Origin of the sequence: Enterobacter cloacae complex sp. AR_0002 (assembly GCF_001922365.1) — a bacterium.
Lineage (GTDB): Bacteria > Pseudomonadota > Gammaproteobacteria > Enterobacterales > Enterobacteriaceae > Enterobacter > Enterobacter hormaechei_C.
Genome location: NZ_CP018814.1, coordinates 3,827,046 through 3,847,551, shown reverse-complemented (window position 1 = coordinate 3,847,551; position 20,506 = coordinate 3,827,046). Strand labels below are relative to the sequence as shown.

At 56.3% G+C, this 20,506-nt stretch carries 18 protein-coding genes and 1 pseudogene; 8 read left to right on the top strand and 11 right to left on the bottom strand.

Going from position 1 to position 20,506, the window contains the following annotated elements; translation table 11 throughout:
- Nucleotides 1-2: 2 nt before the first annotated feature.
- A complete protein-coding gene (locus AM329_RS19025) occupies nucleotides 3-677 on the bottom strand; it encodes a molecular chaperone (protein WP_022652045.1) in 675 nt (224 codons plus the stop codon).
- 30 nt (nucleotides 678-707) lie between these two features.
- Nucleotides 708-1,289, bottom strand: coding sequence for a fimbrial protein (locus tag AM329_RS19020; RefSeq protein WP_032608567.1), 582 nt, complete (start codon nucleotides 1,287-1,289; stop codon nucleotides 708-710).
- Between the two features lie 1,099 nt (nucleotides 1,290-2,388).
- Between AM329_RS19020 and lldP the strand changes: the two genes are divergently transcribed.
- From lldP to trmL, 5 genes and pseudogenes are all read left to right on the top strand, one after another.
- Nucleotides 2,389-4,044, top strand: coding sequence for an L-lactate permease (gene lldP, locus AM329_RS19015; RefSeq protein WP_003860175.1), 1,656 nt, complete (start codon nucleotides 2,389-2,391; stop codon nucleotides 4,042-4,044).
- Entirely contained in the window at nucleotides 4,041-4,814 is a 774-nt protein-coding gene (gene lldR / locus AM329_RS19010) for a transcriptional regulator LldR (protein WP_032608565.1), read from the top strand. Before lldP ends, lldR begins: the two co-directional genes overlap by 4 nt.
- A complete protein-coding gene (gene lldD / locus AM329_RS19005) occupies nucleotides 4,811-5,998 on the top strand; it encodes a quinone-dependent L-lactate dehydrogenase (protein ID WP_032665644.1) in 1,188 nt (395 codons plus the stop codon). The genes lldR and lldD overlap by 4 nt, the downstream gene beginning before the upstream one ends.
- 180 nt (nucleotides 5,999-6,178) lie before the next feature.
- Nucleotides 6,179-7,519, top strand: a pseudogene (locus AM329_RS19000) (MFS transporter).
- 45 nt (nucleotides 7,520-7,564) lie between these two features.
- Complete coding sequence (gene trmL, locus AM329_RS18995; protein ID WP_022649772.1) at nucleotides 7,565-8,038, top strand: tRNA (uridine(34)/cytosine(34)/5-carboxymethylaminomethyluridine(34)-2'-O)-methyltransferase TrmL; 474 nt, start codon at nucleotides 7,565-7,567, stop codon at nucleotides 8,036-8,038.
- A 38-nt stretch (nucleotides 8,039-8,076) separates the two neighbouring features.
- Here trmL and ilvC read toward each other — a convergent pair whose 3' ends face one another.
- Nucleotides 8,077-9,552, bottom strand: a complete 1,476-nt coding sequence (ilvC, locus tag AM329_RS18990) for a ketol-acid reductoisomerase (protein WP_006808634.1) — start codon at nucleotides 9,550-9,552, stop codon at nucleotides 8,077-8,079.
- Between the two features lie 281 nt (nucleotides 9,553-9,833).
- On the opposite strand from ilvC, the gene ilvY reads away from it, so the two are divergent.
- Nucleotides 9,834-10,724, top strand: coding sequence for an HTH-type transcriptional activator IlvY (gene ilvY, locus AM329_RS18985; protein WP_022652050.1), 891 nt, complete (start codon nucleotides 9,834-9,836; stop codon nucleotides 10,722-10,724).
- On the opposite strand, the gene ilvA is transcribed toward ilvY, so the two are convergent.
- The 7 genes from ilvA to ilvL form a co-directional block, all read right to left on the bottom strand.
- Nucleotides 10,721-12,265 (bottom strand): threonine ammonia-lyase, biosynthetic, encoded by a 1,545-nt coding sequence (ilvA, locus tag AM329_RS18980; RefSeq protein ID WP_032608562.1) that lies wholly within the window; start codon nucleotides 12,263-12,265, stop codon nucleotides 10,721-10,723. The genes ilvY and ilvA overlap by 4 nt on opposite strands.
- 2 nt (nucleotides 12,266-12,267) lie before the next feature.
- The gene (gene ilvD / locus AM329_RS18975) at nucleotides 12,268-14,118 is read right to left on the bottom strand and encodes a dihydroxy-acid dehydratase (protein WP_032608561.1); all 1,851 of its coding nucleotides are present in this window, start codon (nucleotides 14,116-14,118) and stop codon (nucleotides 12,268-12,270) included.
- 60 nt (nucleotides 14,119-14,178) lie between these two features.
- On the bottom strand, nucleotides 14,179-15,108 hold the full coding sequence (gene ilvE, locus AM329_RS18970) for a branched-chain-amino-acid transaminase (RefSeq protein WP_003860182.1): 930 nt from the start codon (nucleotides 15,106-15,108) through the stop codon (nucleotides 14,179-14,181).
- Between the two features lie 18 nt (nucleotides 15,109-15,126).
- The gene (ilvM, locus tag AM329_RS18965; protein WP_003860184.1) at nucleotides 15,127-15,390 is read right to left on the bottom strand and encodes an acetolactate synthase 2 small subunit; all 264 of its coding nucleotides are present in this window, start codon (nucleotides 15,388-15,390) and stop codon (nucleotides 15,127-15,129) included.
- Nucleotides 15,387-17,033, bottom strand: a complete 1,647-nt coding sequence (gene ilvG / locus AM329_RS18960; protein WP_032608559.1) for an acetolactate synthase 2 catalytic subunit — start codon at nucleotides 17,031-17,033, stop codon at nucleotides 15,387-15,389. Before ilvG ends, ilvM begins: the two co-directional genes overlap by 4 nt.
- A gap of 2 nt (nucleotides 17,034-17,035) precedes the next feature.
- A complete protein-coding gene (ilvX, locus tag AM329_RS26145) occupies nucleotides 17,036-17,086 on the bottom strand; it encodes a peptide IlvX (protein WP_192930497.1) in 51 nt (16 codons plus the stop codon).
- A gap of 86 nt (nucleotides 17,087-17,172) precedes the next feature.
- Nucleotides 17,173-17,271 carry an ilv operon leader peptide gene (ilvL, locus tag AM329_RS18955; RefSeq protein WP_001311244.1) on the bottom strand — a complete coding sequence of 33 codons (99 nt, stop codon included), beginning with the start codon at nucleotides 17,269-17,271 and terminating at the stop codon, nucleotides 17,173-17,175.
- 341 nt (nucleotides 17,272-17,612) lie between these two features.
- Here ilvL and AM329_RS18950 point away from each other — a divergent pair, with 341 nt between their 5' ends.
- Complete coding sequence (locus AM329_RS18950) at nucleotides 17,613-19,133, top strand: YifB family Mg chelatase-like AAA ATPase (RefSeq protein WP_032608557.1); 1,521 nt, start codon at nucleotides 17,613-17,615, stop codon at nucleotides 19,131-19,133.
- 28 nt (nucleotides 19,134-19,161) lie between these two features.
- Here the strand turns inward: AM329_RS18950 and AM329_RS18945 are convergent, their stop codons facing one another.
- Nucleotides 19,162-19,500 carry a DUF413 domain-containing protein gene (locus AM329_RS18945; RefSeq protein ID WP_006808641.1) on the bottom strand — a complete coding sequence of 113 codons (339 nt, stop codon included), beginning with the start codon at nucleotides 19,498-19,500 and terminating at the stop codon, nucleotides 19,162-19,164.
- A gap of 118 nt (nucleotides 19,501-19,618) precedes the next feature.
- Between AM329_RS18945 and hdfR the strand changes: the two genes are divergently transcribed.
- A complete protein-coding gene (gene hdfR, locus AM329_RS18940) occupies nucleotides 19,619-20,440 on the top strand; it encodes an HTH-type transcriptional regulator HdfR (RefSeq protein WP_003860190.1) in 822 nt (273 codons plus the stop codon).
- Nucleotides 20,441-20,506: the final 66 nt, after the last annotated feature.

Below are 20,506 nucleotides of genomic sequence, written 5' to 3'. Positions count from 1 at the left end.
TCTTAAAGAGGCTGGGTGTGGGTGGCGGTGATGGCACCAAAATCATTAATAGCCGACCAGCTTACGCCCCCGGAGGCGGACACAGGCCATTCACGGGTTTCCCCTGGACCGATCATGCCCGGCTGCTCAATTTTATGCCCGCCAACGGTCAGCCGATAAAAAGAGACGTAGTATGGCGTCGGGTTAGCGGCCTTAAGCCCTTTTCCCGTCCGCGAAAACGTTATTTTCTGCCAGGCAGTTGCAGCGTCCCCTTTTAGATTGTCCGGGCGGTAGAAAATTTTAAATTTCGATTTAACGTTAACTTGTAATTCGTTGCTGCTCTCTTTTGGCTTTGGCGCAATCGCTTTAATATCGAGCCAGAATACAGATTCACGATCTGTGGGCAGCGGAGCGCCGGTATATTGAATACGCAGCGTGTTGGTCTGCTCCGGATCAAGTCTGAACAGAGGTGGCGTGACAATAAATGGCGCAGCGTTATTTTTACCCTGCCCATCCCCTTCAACCCACGACTGAATAAGATAGGGAACCGCACTTTCCATATTAGAAACAGAAAATGCCACCTCCTTGCTATGTTGTGGGTATACGATCCGTGTTCCCCCCATTACAACGCCAGCGGAAACTGACGCAGAACTAACCATTAATGCAGTGAGCATAATATACGATAAACGTTTCATCATTATTATCTCTGGAGGTGGCTGACAGTGAAATCAGTTATAAACCATCAGGAAGTTAGAAACGGCGTTAACATCGCCGGCGTTGATTTCTGTGCCATCTTTGTCAAGTGCGGCATAGAAAGTTAATTCAGCATTGCCTTCATCATCCGGTGAGGTTGTTTCAGATACCGTACCCGGTTTAATCGCCGTGCTGCGATCGCTGTTATAAAGCTTCACGCCGACACCCGTCGCCATACCTTCACCTGGCGTAACCTGAAGCAGTGTGTCATTCACCGTATCTTTGGTTCCGTCAAACAGTACCGCAACCGATTCAACCGTCTCCGGGCAGTTTTCCACGTTGATTTTGAACTCGCGCGGCGTCGTTTCGTTGTGATCGTCAAAGTAGCTTTTTGCCCACGCCCCAAGGTCTACCGTTTTGTTTTTAGAGGCCGGAGTAATATCACAGGAAATAAGGGTAATCTTCCCTGTAAAATTGATCACCCCGCCCGTACTTTGCGAACCCGCACCGGTATCCAGAGAAGCATTAACGCCAGAATCACTGCTTGACAGTACCGATTGAGAAGATAACAGCAGCCCCGCCGCGGCAATCGCCAGCGCCACATTTTTGATTTTCATTTGGAACACTTTCCCCTCTGTAAATTAAACAGATATAGACTTGTTGTACCAGGTACAATAACCGCTATAAGGATTTAAAAACGCCACCGAAAGGGTTTTAGCAGAATGGGTGACGCGACCTTATAGAATAAAGCAGGGTCCATCCCATGGTGATAATCCGTATATTTTCAGAAGGCCATACACAGATATCCTTCAACTGAGGAATGACTTCTGGCCGAAAATAACACTGAATACGTTGTGGTTAGTAATAAATTTAAAATCTTCTGTTACGTTGCTTCTGAATAAATAGTAAATCAAATGCCTTTTAACGTCTACGTATTGAAAAGTAATACGCCGCGCTTGTAAATATTCTGAAATTAACACTCAGCTAACAAATTTAACCCCTTTCCATTGCCCTAATAATTATTAATCTGCTTTTAATACCGCAACTAAATTACAAGAGAGTTAACTGATCATTGTTTGATCAATTTATTTCAGGATATTATTAGCCAAAAAATGTCACTTCAGCAAAAAATTCTTTCACTTTATCCTGAAAAATCACGGTTAAACAGGATATTTCCTTATCGATCAGCAATTGATCGTTTGTAATACACTGTTAAAATCTATATGTGAAATTTACCTTAATTAAAATTTTTTGCTACAGCTTCGATTTCGCATTTTTAACCAAAAAAATTTTTTATTTATTGGAAATATATCACTCTGATCACACATATACAGATTTTCAAAAACATAAATAAAACAAACAAACCTCATTTGATTCACGCAATATTATCACATACCCATTTTATTCAACCTCTTTTACGCGCCGTATCTGCTCAAAAGGCGAATGTAATGCCCTCCACCTGACTACCGCTCCCAACGCACGCGGTGAGTTGAACTTGCGGTTTTGGTCCTACCAATCATGCGTAAAGCTATCCATCGTTCACAGTTTCGATGCTCCACTTCACAAAAGCATTGCTGAATAGCAACACTTGGTTAACCATTTATTGCCATTAACCCTACATCACAATATTGGAAGGACCACTTTTACACTAAGTGTGACGCTGAGATGAGCAGAGACTCACCCGACGAACACCCGTGTGGTCCTCAGGAGACCTGCATGAGCCTCTGGCAACAAAACTACGATCCGGCCGGGAATATCTGGCTGTCGAGCCTGATCGCATCGCTACCGATCCTGTTCTTCTTCTTTGCGCTGATAAAGCTCAAGCTGAAGGGCTACCTTGCCGCAACGTACACCGTTGCCATCGCCCTGCTGGTGGCGCTGTTCTTCTATAAAATGCCGGTCGATCGCGCGCTGGCCTCCGTGGTGTATGGTTTCTTCTACGGCCTGTGGCCGATTGCGTGGATCATCATCGCCGCCGTCTTTGTCTACAAAATCTCGGTGAAAACCGGGCAGTTCGACATTATTCGCTCGTCGATTCTCTCTATTACACCGGACCAGCGTTTACAGATGCTGATTGTCGGTTTCTCCTTCGGGGCGTTCCTTGAAGGGGCGGCAGGATTTGGCGCGCCGGTGGCGATCACCGCCGCTCTGCTGGTCGGGCTGGGCTTTAATCCGCTGTATGCCGCTGGCCTGTGCCTGATTGTGAACACCGCCCCGGTGGCGTTTGGCGCGATGGGCATTCCGATTCTGGTGGCGGGCCAGGTGACCGGGCTGGACAGCTTCGAGATCGGCCAGATGGTGGGCCGCCAGCTGCCGTTCCTGACCATTATCGTGCTGTTCTGGATCATGGCGATTATGGACGGCTGGCGCGGCGTGAAGGAGACCTGGCCTGCGGTGATGGTAGCGGGCGGTTCGTTCGCCATTGCCCAGTATCTCAGCTCCAACTTCCTCGGCCCGGAACTGCCGGACATCATCTCTTCCCTGGTGTCGCTGGTCTGCCTGACGCTGTTCCTGAAACGCTGGCAGCCGGTACGTATCTTCCGCTTTGCTGACATGGGCGCATCGCACGTGGATCAGACGCTGGCGCGCACCGGCTATACCGCCGGACAGATTGTGCGCGCGTGGTCACCGTTCCTGTTCCTGACCGCCACCGTGACGCTGTGGAGCATTCCGCCGTTTAAAGCCCTCTTCGCCCCGGGCGGCGCGCTGTACGACATGGTGATTAATATCTCCGTGCCGTTCCTCGACAAAATGGTCGCCCGTATGCCGCCGGTGGTGCACGACGCCACGCCGTATGCGGCAGTGTTTAAGTTCGACTGGTTCTCAGCCACCGGTACGGCCATCCTGTTTGCCGCTATCCTTTCCGTTGTGTGGCTGCGCATGAAGCCTGCCGCCGCGGTACAGACCTTTGCGGCGACGATTAAAGAGCTGATGCTGCCGATTTACTCCATCGGCATGGTGCTGGCGTTCGCGTTTATTTCGAATTACTCCGGCCTGTCGTCGACGCTGGCGTTAGCGCTGGCGCATACCGGCCACGCGTTTACCTTCTTCTCGCCGTTCCTCGGCTGGCTGGGGGTGTTCCTGACCGGTTCAGATACGTCATCTAACGCCCTGTTTGCTGCCCTACAGGCCACGGCCGCGCAGCAGATTGGCGTCTCGGACGTGCTGCTGGTCGCTGCGAACACCACCGGCGGCGTGACCGGGAAGATGATCTCACCGCAGTCCATCGCCATTGCCTGTGCTGCGGTGGGGCTGGTAGGCAAAGAGTCGGATCTGTTCCGCTTTACCGTTAAACACAGCCTGATATTTACCTGCATGGTGGGCGTGATCACCACATTGCAGGCCTATGTCTTAACCTGGATGATTCCATGATAGTGATGCCCAGACGCCTGTCCGAAGAGATTGCCACTCGCGTACGGGCGCTGATAGAAGAACAACAGCTGGAAGCGGGCATGAGATTGCCCGCCGAGCGTCAGCTTGCCGCTCAGCTTGGCGTGTCGCGCAACTCACTGCGCGAGGCGCTGGCGACGCTGGTTAGTGAAGGGGTGCTGCTGAGCCGTCGCGGCGGCGGCACCTTCGTGCGCTGGCAGCATGACGACTGGTCCGAACAAAACATCGTGCAGCCGCTGAAGACGCTGATGGAAAACGACCCGGACTACAGCTTCGACATCCTCGAAGCGCGTCACGCCATCGAAACCAGCACCGCGTGGCACGCGGCGATGCGGGCAACCGACGCCGACAAAGAGAAGCTCAAAGCCTGTTTTGAAGCCACGCAAAGCAGCGACCCGGACATCGCCTCCCAGGCGGACGTGCGGTTCCATCTGGCGATTGCCGAGGCCTCGCACAACGTGGTGCTGCTGCAAACCATGCGCGGGTTCTTCGACCTGCTGCAATCCTCCGTCAAGCAGAGCCGCCAGCGCATGTATCTGGTGCCGCCGGTGTTTGCCCAGCTGACCGAACAGCACGAGGCGGTGCTCAACGCCATTCTGGCCGGAGATGCCGAAGCCGCGCGCAAGGCGATGATGGCGCATCTCGGCTTCGTGCATACCACCATTAAACGATTCGATGAAGATCAGGCCCGACAGGCGCGTATTACCCGTCTGCCTGGCGAGAGTGATATTTCCAGGGAGAACAAAGCATGATTATTTCAGCAGCCAGTGACTATCGCGCCGCGGCGCAGCGCATTTTGCCCCCGTTCCTGTTCCACTATATCGACGGCGGGGCGTATGCCGAATATACCCTGCGCCGTAACGTGGAGGATCTGTCGGAAGTGGCCCTGCGCCAGCGCGTGCTGAAAAATATGTCTGACCTGAGCCTTGAGACGAAGCTGTTTAACGAGACGCTCTCCATGCCGGTAGCGCTCGCACCTGTCGGTTTATGTGGCATGTATGCCCGTCGCGGTGAAGTGCAGGCCGCCGCCGCCGCAGATGCCAAAGGCATTCCGTTTACCCTTTCCACCGTGTCCGTCTGCCCGATTGAAGAAGTCGCCCCGACCATCAAGCGCCCGATGTGGTTCCAGCTGTACGTCCTGCGCGATCGCGGTTTTATGCGCAACGCGCTGGAGCGCGCCAAAGCGGCGGGCTGCTCAACGCTGGTCTTTACCGTCGACATGCCGACCCCCGGCGCGCGCTACCGCGACGCCCACTCCGGCATGAGCGGCCCTAACGCGGCCCTGCGCCGTTACTGGCAGGCGGTGACGCACCCGCAGTGGGCGTGGGATGTCGGGTTGAACGGCCGTCCGCACGATCTGGGCAATATTTCGGCCTACCTGGGTAAACCGACCGGGCTGGAGGACTACATTGGCTGGCTGGCGAACAATTTCGATCCGTCGATCTCCTGGAAAGACCTGGAGTGGATCCGCGAATTCTGGGACGGCCCGATGGTGATCAAAGGGATCCTCGATCCGGAAGATGCCCGCGACGCGGTGCGTTTTGGCGCCGATGGGATCGTGGTCTCTAACCACGGTGGCCGCCAGCTTGATGGGGTGCTCTCCTCCGCCCGCGCCCTGCCGGCCATTGCCGATGCGGTGAAAGGCGATATTGCGATCCTGGCCGATAGCGGCATCCGTAACGGGCTGGACGTGGTGCGCATGATTGCGCTCGGCGCCGACAGCGTGCTGCTGGGCCGTGCTTACCTGTACGCGCTGGCCACCAGCGGCCAGGCGGGCGTGGCGAATCTGCTGAACCTGATCGAGAAAGAGATGAAAGTAGCGATGACCCTGACCGGGGCGAAGTCGATTAGCGAAATCAACAAAGACTCGCTGGTGCAGGAGCTCAGTAAGCTGCCTGCGGCGCTGGCCCCTCTTTCTCAGGGAAACGCGGCCTGATCTCCCCCGGTTAGCCTCCCCTTCTTCCGCGCCCGACTTTCCCCTCGGGCGCTTTTTTTGTCGAAAATAACACCTGCGTAACATTCTTGATAAGAAAATTTGACACACCCCGCCCCTCCGCAATTGTATAGACAAGCAAATACAAGAACACAAAAACAACATCACATCGGAGGGGAACGTATGACGTATTCAGGTCGGGTGGATATTCAGCAGGTGATCGATGAAAGTCCCTTTTCAGGGTTTCACTGGCTTCTTATTGTGCTGGGCTTTCTGGTGCTGGCGATCGATGGGTTTGATACCGCAGCGATGGGTTACATTGCGCCTACGCTGTCGACGGAGTGGGGAATACATAAACAGGATCTGGGGCCGGTGCTGAGTGCGGCGCTGCTGGGGCTGTCGCTGGGAGCCCTGATTGCAGGTCCGGTATCGGACCGGATGGGACGCAAGCGCGTGCTGGTCTTTTCGTGTCTCTTCTTCGGCCTGGCGAGCCTGGGCACGGCCTGGGCGCAAAGTCTGAATACCCTGACGCTATGGCGATTTCTGACCGGTCTCGGGCTGGGCGCCGCGATGCCTAACGCCATCACGCTGATCTCAGAGTTTGCCCCCCAGCGCTGCCGCGCCATGGCAATTAACACCATGTACTGCGGCTTTCCGCTGGGTGCGGCGGGCGGCGGGGCGATCTCGTCCTGGCTTATCCCTCACCATGGCTGGCGAAGCGTGCTGCTGACCGGCGCGATTGCGCCGCTGATTTTAACGGTGCTGCTGGCGCTGCTGTTGCCGGAGTCGGTGAAGTTTCTGGTGCAGCGCGGGAAAGACGTCGCCCAGGTTCGCCGCATCGCCAGCCGGTTCGCCCGCAGCACGCTGGATAGCGTCACGGGCTTTTTCCTGACAGAGGAGAAAGTCGCGTCGAAAAAAGGCAGCGTGTCGCAGCTGTTTTCCATGCCCTGGCTGCCCGGCACCCTGATGCTGTGGGTCACCTACTTTATGGGACTGGTGATTTATTACGTCCTGCTGAGCTGGATGCCGACGCTGATGCAGGGGATGGGGTATGCGCTGGCGGAATCCGCCTGGCTCACCTCGCTGTTCACCTTCGGCGGCACCGCTGGCATTTTGCTCGCGGGCTGGATGATGGATCGCTGGGAAGCGCACAAGGTGGTCGCGTGTGGTTTCGTGCTGACGATGGGCCTGATTCTTTTACTCGGCATTGAGCATAACCATATCGCCCTGTTTGGCGGGTTAATTTTCCTGATGGGGATCGCGATGAACGGCGCGCAGTCGGGCATGCAGACCCTGGCCGCCACCTTTTACCCTACCGAGTGCCGCGCGACGGGTATCGCCTGGATGCAGGGGATCGGCCGCTTCGGCGGCGTGGCGGGCACCATGACCAGCGCCCAGCTTCTTTCCATGCAGTAGCAGGCAGACAGTATTTTAATGATCCTCAGCGTGCCTGCTCTCGTGGCCGCGGCGGCAACCGTCTACAAAATGCTGTATAGCCGCGCGCAGGAGCCGGGCGTCGCCTAGTCCCTCTCTTTTCTGCTATTCTGCCCCCGCAATTAAGGGGGCAGCATGCTTAACATCGTCTTATTCGAACCAGAAATTCCGCCGAACACCGGCAATATTATCCGCCTGTGCGCCAACACCGGTTTTCGTCTGCACATCATTGAGCCGATGGGCTTTACGTGGGACGACAAACGTCTGCGCCGCGCGGGGCTGGACTACCATGAGTTTACTGCCGTCGTTCGTCATCACGATTACGCCGCGTTTCTGGACGCAGAGAAGCCGCAGCGCATGTTCGCCCTGACCACCAAAGGCACGCCAGCGCACAGCGCCGTAAGCTATCAGGACGGGGATTATCTGATGTTTGGTCCGGAAACCCGCGGCCTGCCGGCCACCATTCTGGATGCCCTGCCAGCCGAGCAGAAAATTCGTATTCCGATGATGCCGGACAGCCGCAGCATGAACCTGTCGAATGCGGTGTCGGTGGTGGTGTATGAGGCGTGGCGCCAGCTGGGTTATCCCGGCGCGATACTGCGTAGCTAAAACAGTTCGGGTGGCTTGCGCCACCCGATTCATCGTGTTTAGCCTGCTACCGCGATACGTTTCATATCGGTCATGTAGCCACGCAGTTTCTGGCCCACTTTCTCGATTTCGTGGCTGCGAATCGCTTCGTTAACGTCACGCAGCTGCGCGTTATCAACCGCACCTTCCGCAATCGCCTGGCCCAGATCGCCCGCTTGCAGGGTGGTCATGAACTCTTTCAGCAACGGTACGCAGGCGTAAGAGAACAGGTAGTTACCGTACTCGGCGGTATCGGAGATCACCACGTTCATCTCATACAGACGCTTACGGGCGATGGTGTTTGCGATTAGCGGCAGCTCGTGCAGCGATTCGTAGTACGCAGACTCTTCAATGATGCCGGAATCCACCATGGTTTCGAACGCCAGCTCAACGCCTGCTTTCACCATCGCAATCATCAGGACGCCTTTATCGAAGTACTCCTGCTCGGTGATCTTGCCGTCGTACTGTGGTGCGGTTTCGAACGCGGTTTTACCGGTCTCTTCACGCCAGGTCAGCAGTTTCTTATCGTCGTTCGCCCAGTCTGCCATCATGCCGGAGGAGAACTCGCCGGAGATGATGTCGTCCATATGTTTCTGGAACAGTGGCGCCATGATGGTTTTCAGCTGTTCAGAGAGTGCGAACGCGCGCAGTTTTGCCGGGTTGGACAGACGGTCCATCATCAGCGTAATGCCGCCCTGCTTCAGCGCTTCGGTGATGGTTTCCCAGCCGAACTGAATCAGTTTTTCCGCGTATGCCGGGTCGGTGCCTTCTTCCACCAGCTTGTCGAAGCACAGCAGAGAGCCAGCCTGGAGCATGCCGCACAGGATAGTCTGCTCGCCCATCAGGTCAGATTTCACTTCCGCAACGAAGGAAGATTCCAGTACGCCCGCACGATGGCCGCCGGTGGCCGCTGCCCAGGCTTTGGCAATCGCCATGCCTTCGCCTTTCGGATCGTTTTCCGGGTGAACGGCGATCAGCGTCGGTACGCCGAAGCCACGTTTGTACTCTTCACGCACTTCGGTGCCCGGGCACTTCGGTGCCACCATCACCACGGTGATGTCTTTACGGATCTGCTCGCCCACTTCAACGATGTTGAAGCCGTGGGAGTAACCCAGCGCGGCGCCGTCTTTCATCAGCGGCTGTACGGAACGCACAACGTCAGAGTGCTGCTTGTCCGGCGTCAGGTTCACCACCAGATCCGCCTGCGGGATCAGCTCTTCGTAGGTGCCCACTTTGAAGCCGTTTTCGGTCGCTTTACGCCATGAAGCGCGCTTCTCGGCAATCGCTTCTTTGCGCAGGGCGTAGGAGATATCCAGCCCGGAGTCACGCATGTTCAGGCCCTGGTTCAGACCCTGTGCGCCACAGCCGACAATGACCACTTTTTTACCCTGAAGGTAGCTCGCGCCATCAGCAAATTCATCGCGCGCCATGAAGCGGCATTTGCCCAGCTGCGCCAGCTGCTGGCGCAAGTTCAGTGTATTAAAGTAGTTAGCCATGGGTGATACCTCGTGATGTTGTGTTGTTTATTACTCTATGGATTTCACGTTTTAGGAAGGCGTCAAGTCTGCGAACCCCCAGGAGCTTACTCTGGTAAGTGACTGGGGTGAGTTGACGTAGACAACGCACCTACAACGTGAAAGACGACGAGTAATTTATTGTTCGGTTCGCCTTTCAGCGACAATGTACCCACATTACAACAGGAAATTTATTGCGGAAATTGATATATTCACAACGTCACATTGCAATTTATGCAATGTAAAAAGAGGGAGTGGAATCGGTGGATTTACGCGATCTGAAAATGTTCCTGCACCTGGCGGAAAGCCGTCACTTTGGCCGCAGCGCCCGGGCGATGCACGTCAGCCCGTCCACGCTTTCGCGCCAGATCCAGCGCCTTGAGGAAGACCTCGGCCAGCCGCTGTTCGTGCGCGATAACCGCACCGTCACCCTCACGGAAGCCGGCGAAGAGCTGCGCATCTTTGCCCAGCAAACCTTGTTGCAGTATCAGCAGCTGCGGCACACCATCGACCAGCAGGGGCCGTCGCTTTCCGGCGAGCTGCATATTTTCTGTTCCGTGACCGCTGCCTACAGCCATCTTCCCCCCATTCTTGACCGCTTCCGCGCGGAACATCCGTCGGTTGAAATTAAGCTCACCACCGGCGATGCCGCCGACGCGATGGAAAAAGTGGTCACGGGCGAAGCGGATCTGGCGATTGCCGGAAAACCGGAAACGCTGCCGGGGGCGGTGGCGTTCTCGATGCTGGAGAATCTGGCGGTGGTGCTGATTGCCCCGGCGCTGCCCTGCCCGGTGCGTAACCAGGTCTCGGTAGAAAAACCGGACTGGTCGACGGTGCCGTTTATCATGGCCGATCAGGGGCCGGTGCGCCGCCGCATCGAGCTGTGGTTCCGCCGTCAGAAAATCAGCAACCCGTCGATTTACGCTACCGTCAGCGGCCATGAGGCGATGGTGTCGATGGTGGCGCTTGGCTGCGGCGTGGCGCTGCTGCCGGAAGTGGTGCTGGAAAACAGCCCGGAACCGGTGCGCAACCGCGTGATGATTCTGGAGCGCAGCGACGAGAAGACGCCGTTTGAGCTGGGCGTGTGCGCACAAAAAAAGCGGCTGCATGAGCCGCTTATTGATGCGTTCTGGACGATATTGCCGAACCACTAACCAGCCAGAAAGAACCTGAAAGCCGGGTTATGGGTTTCGTCATGACATTCATAGCCCAGTTCGTTCAGGCGCGTTTCGAAATCCGGCTCGTGCTCGCCCAGTTCGAACGCCGCCAGCACGCGCCCGTAGTCGGTGCCGTGGCTGCGGTAGTGGAACAGGGAGATGTTCCAGTGCGTGCCGAGCGTGTGCAGGAACTTGAGCAGCGCGCCCGGTGATTCCGGGAACTCGAAGCTGAACAGGCGTTCCTTCAGCGGCTTGGAAGGACGGCCGCCGACCATGTAACGCACGTGCAGCTTCGCCATCTCATCGTCAGAGAGATCGACCACGCTGTAGCCGCCGTCGTGCAGCAGGCTGAGGATCTCTTTGCGCTCCTCCACGCCACGGCTCAGACGCACGCCGACAAAAATGCAGGCATCTTTGGCGTCGGCAAAGCGGTAGTTGAACTCCGTTACCGAACGGCCGCCCAGCAGCTGGCAGAACTTCAGGAAGCTGCCCTTCTCTTCCGGAATGGTCACCGCCAGCAGGGCTTCACGCTGTTCGCCGAGCTCGCAGCGCTCGGACACGTAACGCAGGCCGTGGAAGTTCACATTGGCACCGGAAAGCACGTGCGCCAGACGCTCGCCGCGGATATTGTGCTGGGCGATGTATTTCTTCATCCCCGCCAGCGCCAGCGCGCCGGAGGGTTCCGCCACCGCACGCACGTCTTCGAACAGATCTTTCATCGCCGCGCAGATAGCGTCGCTGTCGACGGTGACGATATCGTCGAGATACTCCTGGCACAGGCGGAACGTTTCGTCGCCAATGCGCTTCACCGCCACGCCCTCGGCAAACAGCCCGACGCGCGGCAGATCCACAGGATGCCCGGCATCCAGCGCCGCTTTCAGGCAGGCGGAGTCTTCCGCTTCCACGGCAATGACTTTGATCTGCGGCATGAGCTGTTTGATCAGCACCGCCACACCAGCGGCTAAGCCGCCGCCACCCACCGGGACGAAAACGCGGTCGAGATGGGCGTCCTGCTGCAACAGCTCCAGCGCCAGCGTACCCTGCCCGGCAATCACCATCGGGTGGTCGAACGGCGGCACCCAGGTGAACCCCTGCTGCTGCGCCAGCTCAATCGCTTTGGCTTTGGCTTCGTCAAAGTTAGCCCCGTGGAGCAAGACTTCTCCGCCGAAACCGCGCACCGCGTCGACCTTGATATCGGCGGTAGCAACCGGCATCACGATCAGCGCCTTCAGCCCCAGACGCGCCGAGGAAAACGCCACGCCCTGCGCGTGGTTGCCCGCCGACGCGGTAATCACGCCGCGCGCTTTTTGCTCGTCGGTCAGCCCGGCCATCATCGCGTAGGCTCCGCGCAGCTTGAAGCTGTGCACCGGCTGCCTGTCTTCACGCTTCACCAGGATGACGTTGTCGAGGCGCGAAGAGAGTTTTTCCATTTTTTGCAGGGGCGTGACCTGCACGGCTTCATAGACCGGCGCGCGTAGCACCGCTCTCAGGTATTCCGCCCCCTCAGGGGCGGCGGATAAGGGTTGTGACTCGGCCATCGTTAGCCCCCCAGTTTAGATTTATCGCGCACCGCGCCTTTATCTGCACTGGTTGCAAGGCTCGCGTAGGCGCGCAGGGCGAAGGAGACTTCGCGCTGGCGATCTTTCGGCGTCCAGGCTTTGTCGCCGCGGGCTTCCTGCGCTTCACGACGGCCCGCAATCTCCTGGTCGCTCAACTTCAGCTGAATGCCGCGGTTTGGAATGTCGATTTCAATCAGATCGCCATCTTCGATGATCGCGATATTGCCGCCGCTTGCCGCTTCCGGGGAGACGTGGCCGATGGAGAGACCAGACGTGCCGCCGGAGAAACGACCATCGGTGATCAGCGCGCAGGCTTTGCCGAGGCCCATCGATTTCAGGAAGGTGGTCGGGTAGAGCATCTCCTGCATGCCGGGACCGCCTTTCGGTCCTTCGTAGCGAATGACCACCACGTCGCCTTCCACCACTTTGCCACCGAGGATGGCGTCTACCGCTTCGTCCTGGCTTTCATACACTTTTGCCGGACCGGTGAATTTCAGGATGCTGTCGTCCACGCCAGCGGTTTTCACGATACAGCCATTTTCCGCAAAGTTACCGTACAGCACGGCCAGGCCGCCGTCTTTGCTATAGGCATGTTCCAGCGAGCGAATGCAGCCTTCGGCGCGATCGTCATCAAGCGTGTCCCAACGGCAATCCTGCGAGAACGCCTGGGTGGTACGGATGCCCGCCGGACCGGCGCGATACATGTTTTTCACCGCGTCGTCTTTGGTCAGCATCACGTCGTACTGCTCCAGCGACTCCGGCAGCGTCAGGCCGAGCACGTTTTTCACGTCGCGGTTAAGCAGCCCGGCGCGATCCAGCTCGCCGAGAATACCAATCACGCCACCCGCACGGTGGACATCTTCCATGTGGTACTTCTGGGTACTCGGCGCGACTTTACACAGCTGCGGCACTTTGCGGGAGAGCTTGTCGATGTCGCTCATGGTGAAGTCGATTTCAGCTTCCTGCGCGGCGGCCAGCAGGTGGAGAACGGTGTTGGTGGAGCCGCCCATGGCGATATCCAGCGTCATGGCGTTTTCGAACGCCGCTTTACTGGCGATGTTGCGCGGCAGCGCGCTGGCATCGTCCTGCTCGTAGTAGCGTTTGGTCAGCTCAACGATGCGCTTGCCCGCGTTAAGGAACAGCTGCTTACGGTCGGCGTGGGTCGCCAGCAGCGAGCCGTTGCCCGGCTGAGACAGGCCCAGCGCTTCGGTCAGGCAGTTCATGGAGTTGGCGGTGAACATCCCGGAACAGGAGCCGCAGGTCGGGCACGCGGAGCGTTCCACCTGGTCGCTCTGCTCGTCAGAGACTTTCGGGTCCGCGCCCTGGATCATCGCATCGACCAGGTCGAGCTTGATGATTTTGTCGGAAAGCTTGGTTTTCCCCGCTTCCATCGGGCCGCCGGAAACGAAGATCACCGGAATGTTCAGACGCAGGGAGGCCATCAGCATCCCCGGGGTGATTTTGTCGCAGTTGGAGATACAGACCATCGCATCGGCGCAGTGGGCGTTAACCATATACTCCACCGAGTCGGCGATCAGCTCGCGCGACGGCAGCGAATAGAGCATCCCTCCGTGGCCCATTGCGATACCGTCATCCACCGCAATGGTGTTGAACTCTTTCGCCACGCCGCCGGAGGCTTCGATTTGCTCGGCAACCAGCTTACCGAGATCGCGCAGGTGTACGTGGCCCGGCACAAACTGGGTGAAGGAGTTCACCACGGCGATAATTGGCTTGCCGAAATCGGCGTCGGTCATTCCGGTGGCGCGCCACAGTGCGCGGGCACCCGCCATATTACGGCCGTGGGTGGTGGTGGCTGAACGATACTTAGGCATGCTTTATTTACTCCCGTCTGACTATTTAATGGGACGGTGCGTGCCGTCCCAAATTTATATTTAGTGATTAACCTGATCCAACCAGCCGTATTTATCTTCTGTCTCGCCGGTGAAGAGGCCAAAGAACGCTTGCTGAATGCGTTTGGTCACTGGGCCACAGCGGCCTTCGCCCACCTGAATGCCATCGACGCTACGCACCGGCGTAATTTCAGCCGCGGTACCGGACATAAACACTTCGTCAGCCAGGTACAGGGATTCGCGGGACAGCACCTGCTCGCGCACTTCGATACCCAGATCTTTTGCCAGCTTGATGATGGCGTCACGGGTGATGCCTGGCAGCGCGGACGAGGTAAACGGCGGGGTGAACAGAATGCCGTCTTTTACTTCAAACAGGTTTTCGCCCGCACCTTCGGAGATGTAGCCATTCACATCCAGCGCGATACCTTCCTGGTAACCGTGACGGCGCGCTTCGCTGCCGACCAGCAGTGAGGACAGGTAGTTACCGCCCGCTTTAGCCGCAGTCGGGATAGTGTTTGGCGCCACGCGGTTCCAGGAAGAAACCATTGCGTCGATCCCCTGATCCAGTGCTTCCGCGCCCAGGTAGGCGCCCCACGGGAACGCAGCAATAATCACATCGGTGTTATAGCCAGCGGGCGGGTTGACGCCCATGCCGACATCACCCACGAAGACCAGCGGACGAATATAGGCGCTGGTCAGTTTGTTCTGGCGAATCACCTCGCGGCAGGCTTCCATCAACTCATCAACGCTTTGGGAGACCGGGAAACGATAAATTTTGGCTGAGTCATGCAGACGCTGCATGTGTTCACGGTGGCGGAACACCACTGGTCCTTTGTGAGAGTCGTAGCAACGGATCCCTTCAAACACGGAGGTGCCGTAGTGCAGCGCGTGGGACATCACGTGAACTTTCGCGTCTTCCCAGCGAACCATCTCACCATTGAACCAAATGTAATCAGCTTTTTTTGTCGTCATTTTTTCGTCCTGTCACGCTTAAGCGCGGATTTGTTGTGATGTGGTTGTGCTCTGGCAGATGGCAACATGGGCAACGTCTACCAGTTTTGATAACTGACTAAACAGTAAGTCGACCGGCCGCGGGCTGGCAACGGTTAATTCGATACTGATGTTTTGCGCGTCGGTGGCCGTTTCCATATTCATAGAGCAAATCTGAAAACCACGATGACGCACCACACGCAAAACGCGTTCTAATGTTTCCGGGTTGAAGCGAGCCTGCACGGCGACCTGATGTTGCATCATGATAATTTCTCCAGCATTTGTGAGTTACTGGCACCGGGCGGTACCAACGGCCAGACGTTCTCAAGCTCATCGATTGAGACATGAAGCAGGTATGGGCCTTCGCTTGACAGCATGGTGTCGAGTGCCGCTTCAACCTGGTCTTTACGGGTGATGTGCTGGCCAGGAATGCCGAAGGCGCTGGCCAGGGTGAGGAAATCGGGGTTATCGGTCAGGGTGGTTTCACTGTAACGTTCCTGGAAGAACAGCTGTTGCCACTGGCGAACCATCCCTAAACGCTGGTTATCGAGCAACACGATCTTCAACGGTAACTGCTTGCGCTTCACGGTGCCGAGCTCCTGAACGTTCATCATGAAGGAGCCGTCACCGGAGATACAGATAACGGTATCGTTCGGGCGGGCAACCTGTGCACCAACGGCGGCTGGCAGACCGAAGCCCATCGTCCCTAACCCGCTGGACGTGATGAAGTTTTCCGGACGGGTGTAGGTCATGTGCTGGGCAGACCACATCTGATGCTGGCCGACATCGGTCGTCACCACGCTGTCGGCGGGCTTACGGTCGGACAACTGCTTCAACAGCAGCGGCGCGTAGATGGCCTCGCCGGGGTGGTCGTAACGCCAGGCGTGTTCAGCGCGCATATCGGCGGTGTGCTGACGCCATGGGTTAATATCCAGCGGCTGCTCCAGGGCCGGTAACAGCGCGTTAAGATCGCCCTGCAACGCGACATGCGCCTGACGCAGTTTGTTCATCTCCGCCGGGTCGATGTCCATATGGATCACTTTGGCGTTTGGCGCGAAGGTGTTCAGCTTGCCGGTGACGCGGTCGTCAAAACGGGCGCCGACGGCGATGAGCAGGTCACACTCCTGCACCGCCAGGTTTGCCGCTTTGGTACCATGCATCCCCAGCATGCCCAGATAGTAGGGGTAATCAGCATCTACCGCACCCAACCCTTTCAGCGTGCAGGTGGCAGGCATTTGCGTTGCCGCGATAAATTCGCGCAGGGCAGGAACCGCCTGCGCCATACCTACGCCACCACCAACGTACAGCATCGGTTGTTTGGCCTGCACCATCATCTGACGCGCCTCTTCCACCTGTGCATGCGGGAACGCATCATCGCTTTTCACGGTAGAGAAATGCGGTTCCAGATCGCCGAGTGCAACCTGGATATCTTTCGGGATATCAACCAGAACCGGGCCAGGACGGCCAGAGCTGGCAACCTCGAACGCTTCGGCCATCACCCGCGGCAGCTCTTCGAGAGACTGAACGAGGAAGCTGTGTTTGGTGCAGGCCAGCGATAAACCGAGCACATCCACTTCCTGGAAGGCATCGGTGCCGATGAACGGAGAGGCAACCTGTCCGGTGATGGCAACAACGGGAACAGAATCCAGCAGTGCATCAGCCAGACCGGTGATCAGGTTCGTTGCGCCCGGACCTGAGGTCGCCATACAGACACCGGTTTTACCGGTGGCACGGGCATAACCGATGGCGGCCATCGCTGCGCCCTGCTCGTGTCGGCACAACAGGTGCTCCACGCCGCCGTCATACAGTGCATCGTAAATCGGCATAATTGCGCCACCCGGATAACCGAATACTGTCTCGACTCCCTGCGCGCGCAACGCATGTACTACCCACTGTGCCCCATTCATAGTTAGTTCCCCGTCATAAATCGGGAGAAACAGAATTTTGTGCTACTTGTCATTCTCTGCTCCTCATTTCCGTTTTTTAGTCATAAAAAAACCCCCGGACCTTTCGGTGCGGGGGTCTTAGTTCGTTAAGGCTTGATTTCTAAGCCTTTCCTCGTCCAAGTGCAGCCCCGCACGGTGGGATAATAATCACCACCACGCTAATCACGACCAGGCTAATCACTCGTAGAAGGGCTGTCATTTTCAGTTCTTTTTGCATCTTGTTCGAAGGAATACCTAAAGAGTTACCACAGATATTTCATCTGACACAAGATTTTTTTATGACCTGTTTCTGTAGCAGGCGAACTATTTCTTTCAAAATCGTTGTTTTATATAGGGAAAAAATAGAAATGAAGATTTTTCATTTTTTTTGTCCTGTTTCATCAGGCAAGGCGCGCATGATTCCTTTTCTGCGAGGCCGATTCCACCGACATGTAATGATTACATTTAGGCGCTAAAAGGCTGGAACGAGCGCCGTAATTCAGTGAATTAGCGCTAAACAGGAAAAAATGATGCTGGCATAGTCACCGCCAAGGAGGGCTTATGTCACTGTCAGTTGTTTATACACGCGCGGCCATCGGCGTGAAGGCACCGCTTATTTCTGTAGAGGTTCATTTAAGTAATGGACTGCCCGGACTGACGCTGGTCGGCTTACCAGAAACGACCGTTAAAGAGGCGAGGGATCGCGTGCGCAGCGCAATTATTAATAGCGGTTATGCTTTTCCGGCGAAGAAGATCACCATCAACCTTGCGCCCGCCGATTTGCCAAAGGAGGGAGGGCGATATGATTTACCTATTGCTATAGCGCTTCTCGCGGCTTCTGAACAGCTCAATACGCCAGGGCTAAGCTCGTGCGAGTTCGTGGGTGAATTAGCGCTTACAGGCGCGTTAAGAGGCGTTCCCGGAGCAATCTCGGGTGCGCTTGAAGCCATACGCGCGGGAAGACAAATCATTGTGGCCAGTGAAAATGCCTCTGAAGTAAGCCTTATCGCCGAAAAGGGATGTCTTGTCGCGGGACATTTGCAGGAGGTTTGCGCCTGGCTGGAAGGCCGACACGAGCTTGCCGAGCCGCAGGAGAATGACGAGGTGGCGCCAGATTCGCCCGAGGATCTCAGCGATATTATGGGTCAGGAACAGGGTAAACGAGCGTTAGAGATAACGGCCGCGGGTGGGCATAACCTGTTACTGATAGGTCCGCCAGGCACGGGGAAAACGATGCTGGCGAGCAGATTGAGCGGCCTGTTGCCACCCCTCAATAATCACGAAGCGCTGGAAAGCGCCGCGATATTTAGCCTGGTCAGTTCTACGTCGCTGCATAAACAGTGGCGCCGCCGTCCCTTCCGCTCTCCACACCACAGTGCGTCTCTTACCGCGATGGTGGGCGGGGGTTCGATCCCCGGGCCGGGTGAAATCTCACTGGCGCACAACGGCATTCTGTTTCTGGATGAATTGCCAGAGTTTGAACGCCGCGTGCTGGATGCATTGCGGGAGCCGATTGAATCCGGCGAAATCCATTTGTCTCGTACACGGGCCAAATTAAGCTACCCTGCGCAGTTTCAGCTGGTCGCCGCGATGAACCCTAGCCCTACGGGTCATTATCAGGGCAATCATAACCGCTGTACGCCGGAGCAGACGCTGCGCTATCTAAGTAAGCTGTCCGGCCCCTTCCTCGACCGTTTTGATTTATCTCTCGAGATCCCCCTGCCCCCGCCCGGTCTGCTGAGGCAAACCGGTATCAAAGGCGAAAGCTCAGCAGCTGTGCGTGAACGGGTTATTGCGGCGCAGGCGCGGCAGTATGTTCGTCAGAACAGGCTGAATGCCCGGCTGGATAACAGCGGGATCCGACAGTTTTGTTCTCTCAACGCTGAAGATGCGGGCTGGCTGGAAGAGACACTGACGCGGTTTGGGCTATCCATTCGCGCGTGGCAGCGTTTGTTGAAAGTTGCGCGCACGGTCGCCGACGTGGAAGGCTGCCCCGGAATAGAGAGGCGGCATTTGCAGGAGGCATTAAGTTACCGTGCGATCGATCGGCTGCTGTTGCATCTGCAAAAAATGCTGGCGTAAAAAAAAGGGGCCGTAGCCCCTTCTCTTCTTAATCGTCAGACTCGGTGTAGTCTTCTGCACCTTCCATCTGCGGCTTGCCGCCAGACAGCGTATGGAAACGCTTAGGACGCTTAATGCGAGCCATATACTTGATCCATACACGTTCTGCATCAGACTGCGGCTCACGCTCACCACGGCAAACAGAGACAAACTGTTTTTCATCTTCGGTTGCCGGTTCACGTTTACCCAGATCCAGCTCGTTAAAGGCATAACCATGGCGCTCAAGAAGTTGAGCTTCTTTGATAGTGAAATCGCCGTGACGAGAGAACCCGCGCGGATAATGTTTATTGTCGAAAAAACGATTAGTCGTCGTAAAGCTTTCCGCCATCCTACACGCTCCTAATTCTTTGGCCGAGCTATTTATGGCGCGGAGTATTAGTTACGCTTGACAGAGTGTAAAACAAAACATTTAAATCATAACGACAAATAATTTTGCGGAGAAAGATGTGGATACGGAATTGCTAAAAACTTTCCTCGAAGTGAGCAGAACGCGACACTTTGGGCGAGCAGCTGAAGCCCTCTACCTGACGCAGTCAGCAGTCAGTTTTCGTATTCGACAGCTGGAAAATCAACTGGGTGTGAACCTTTTTACCCGCCATCGCAACAATATTCGTTTAACCCCGGCCGGTGAAAAGCTATTGCCTTATGCAGAAACCCTGATGAATACCTGGCAGGCAGCGCGGAAGGAGGTTGCGCACACCTCCCGGCATAATGAATTCTCGATCGGTGCCAGCGCTTCACTATGGGAATGCATGCTCAGCCAGTGGCTTATGCGGCTATATCGCTCACACAACCATCTGCAATTTGAGGCGAGGATTGCGCAACGCCAGTCGCTGGTTAAGCAACTCCACGAGCGGCAGCTTGATCTCCTGATCACCACAGAAGCGCCCAAGATGGACGAATTTAGCAGCCAGATTGTTGGACAGTTTAGCCTGGCGCTCTATGCATCCGAGCCTGCAATGATGAAGGCCGACCTGAATTATTTACGCCTGGAATGGGGGCCTGATTTTCAGCAGCACGAGACGGGGTTAATTGCCAGCGATGATATCCCGCAACTCACGACAAGCTCTGCGGAGATCGCATGCCAGCATCTTCCCGCATTGAAAGGCTGTACATGGTTACCTGTTCGCTGGGCGGATAATAAACCCGCACTCCATGTTGTCACCGATTCGACAACTCTCTCCAGGCCGCTGTATGCCATTTGGCTGCAAAACAGCGATAAGCAGTCGCAGATAAAAGATCTGTTAAAAACCAGCATACTGGATTAACGCAAAAGCCTGCGGAAACGCAGGCTGCTTATTCTTCAGGAAGGTGTTGAGCTGTTTTGCAGGCAA

Coding starts and splice junctions, on each gene's coding strand:
- ilvL (WP_001311244.1), bottom strand. CDS start 17,271: ATGACAGCCCTTCTACGAGTGATTAGCCTGGTCGTGATTAGCGTGGTG.
- lldD (WP_032665644.1), top strand. CDS start 4,811: ATGATTATTTCAGCAGCCAGTGACTATCGCGCCGCGGCGCAGCGCATT.
- ilvC (WP_006808634.1), bottom strand. CDS start 9,552: ATGGCTAACTACTTTAATACACTGAACTTGCGCCAGCAGCTGGCGCAG.
- ilvG (WP_032608559.1), bottom strand. CDS start 17,033: ATGAATGGGGCACAGTGGGTAGTACATGCGTTGCGCGCGCAGGGAGTC.
- AM329_RS19020 (WP_032608567.1), bottom strand. CDS start 1,289: ATGAAAATCAAAAATGTGGCGCTGGCGATTGCCGCGGCGGGGCTGCTG.
- ilvA (WP_032608562.1), bottom strand. CDS start 12,265: ATGGCCGAGTCACAACCCTTATCCGCCGCCCCTGAGGGGGCGGAATAC.
- lldR (WP_032608565.1), top strand. CDS start 4,041: ATGATAGTGATGCCCAGACGCCTGTCCGAAGAGATTGCCACTCGCGTA.
- AM329_RS18945 (WP_006808641.1), bottom strand. CDS start 19,500: ATGGCGGAAAGCTTTACGACGACTAATCGTTTTTTCGACAATAAACAT.
- AM329_RS18950 (WP_032608557.1), top strand. CDS start 17,613: ATGTCACTGTCAGTTGTTTATACACGCGCGGCCATCGGCGTGAAGGCA.
- ilvM (WP_003860184.1), bottom strand. CDS start 15,390: ATGATGCAACATCAGGTCGCCGTGCAGGCTCGCTTCAACCCGGAAACA.
- lldP (WP_003860175.1), top strand. CDS start 2,389: ATGAGCCTCTGGCAACAAAACTACGATCCGGCCGGGAATATCTGGCTG.
- AM329_RS19025 (WP_022652045.1), bottom strand. CDS start 677: ATGATGAAACGTTTATCGTATATTATGCTCACTGCATTAATGGTTAGT.
- ilvD (WP_032608561.1), bottom strand. CDS start 14,118: ATGCCTAAGTATCGTTCAGCCACCACCACCCACGGCCGTAATATGGCG.
- ilvE (WP_003860182.1), bottom strand. CDS start 15,108: ATGACGACAAAAAAAGCTGATTACATTTGGTTCAATGGTGAGATGGTT.
- trmL (WP_022649772.1), top strand. CDS start 7,565: ATGCTTAACATCGTCTTATTCGAACCAGAAATTCCGCCGAACACCGGC.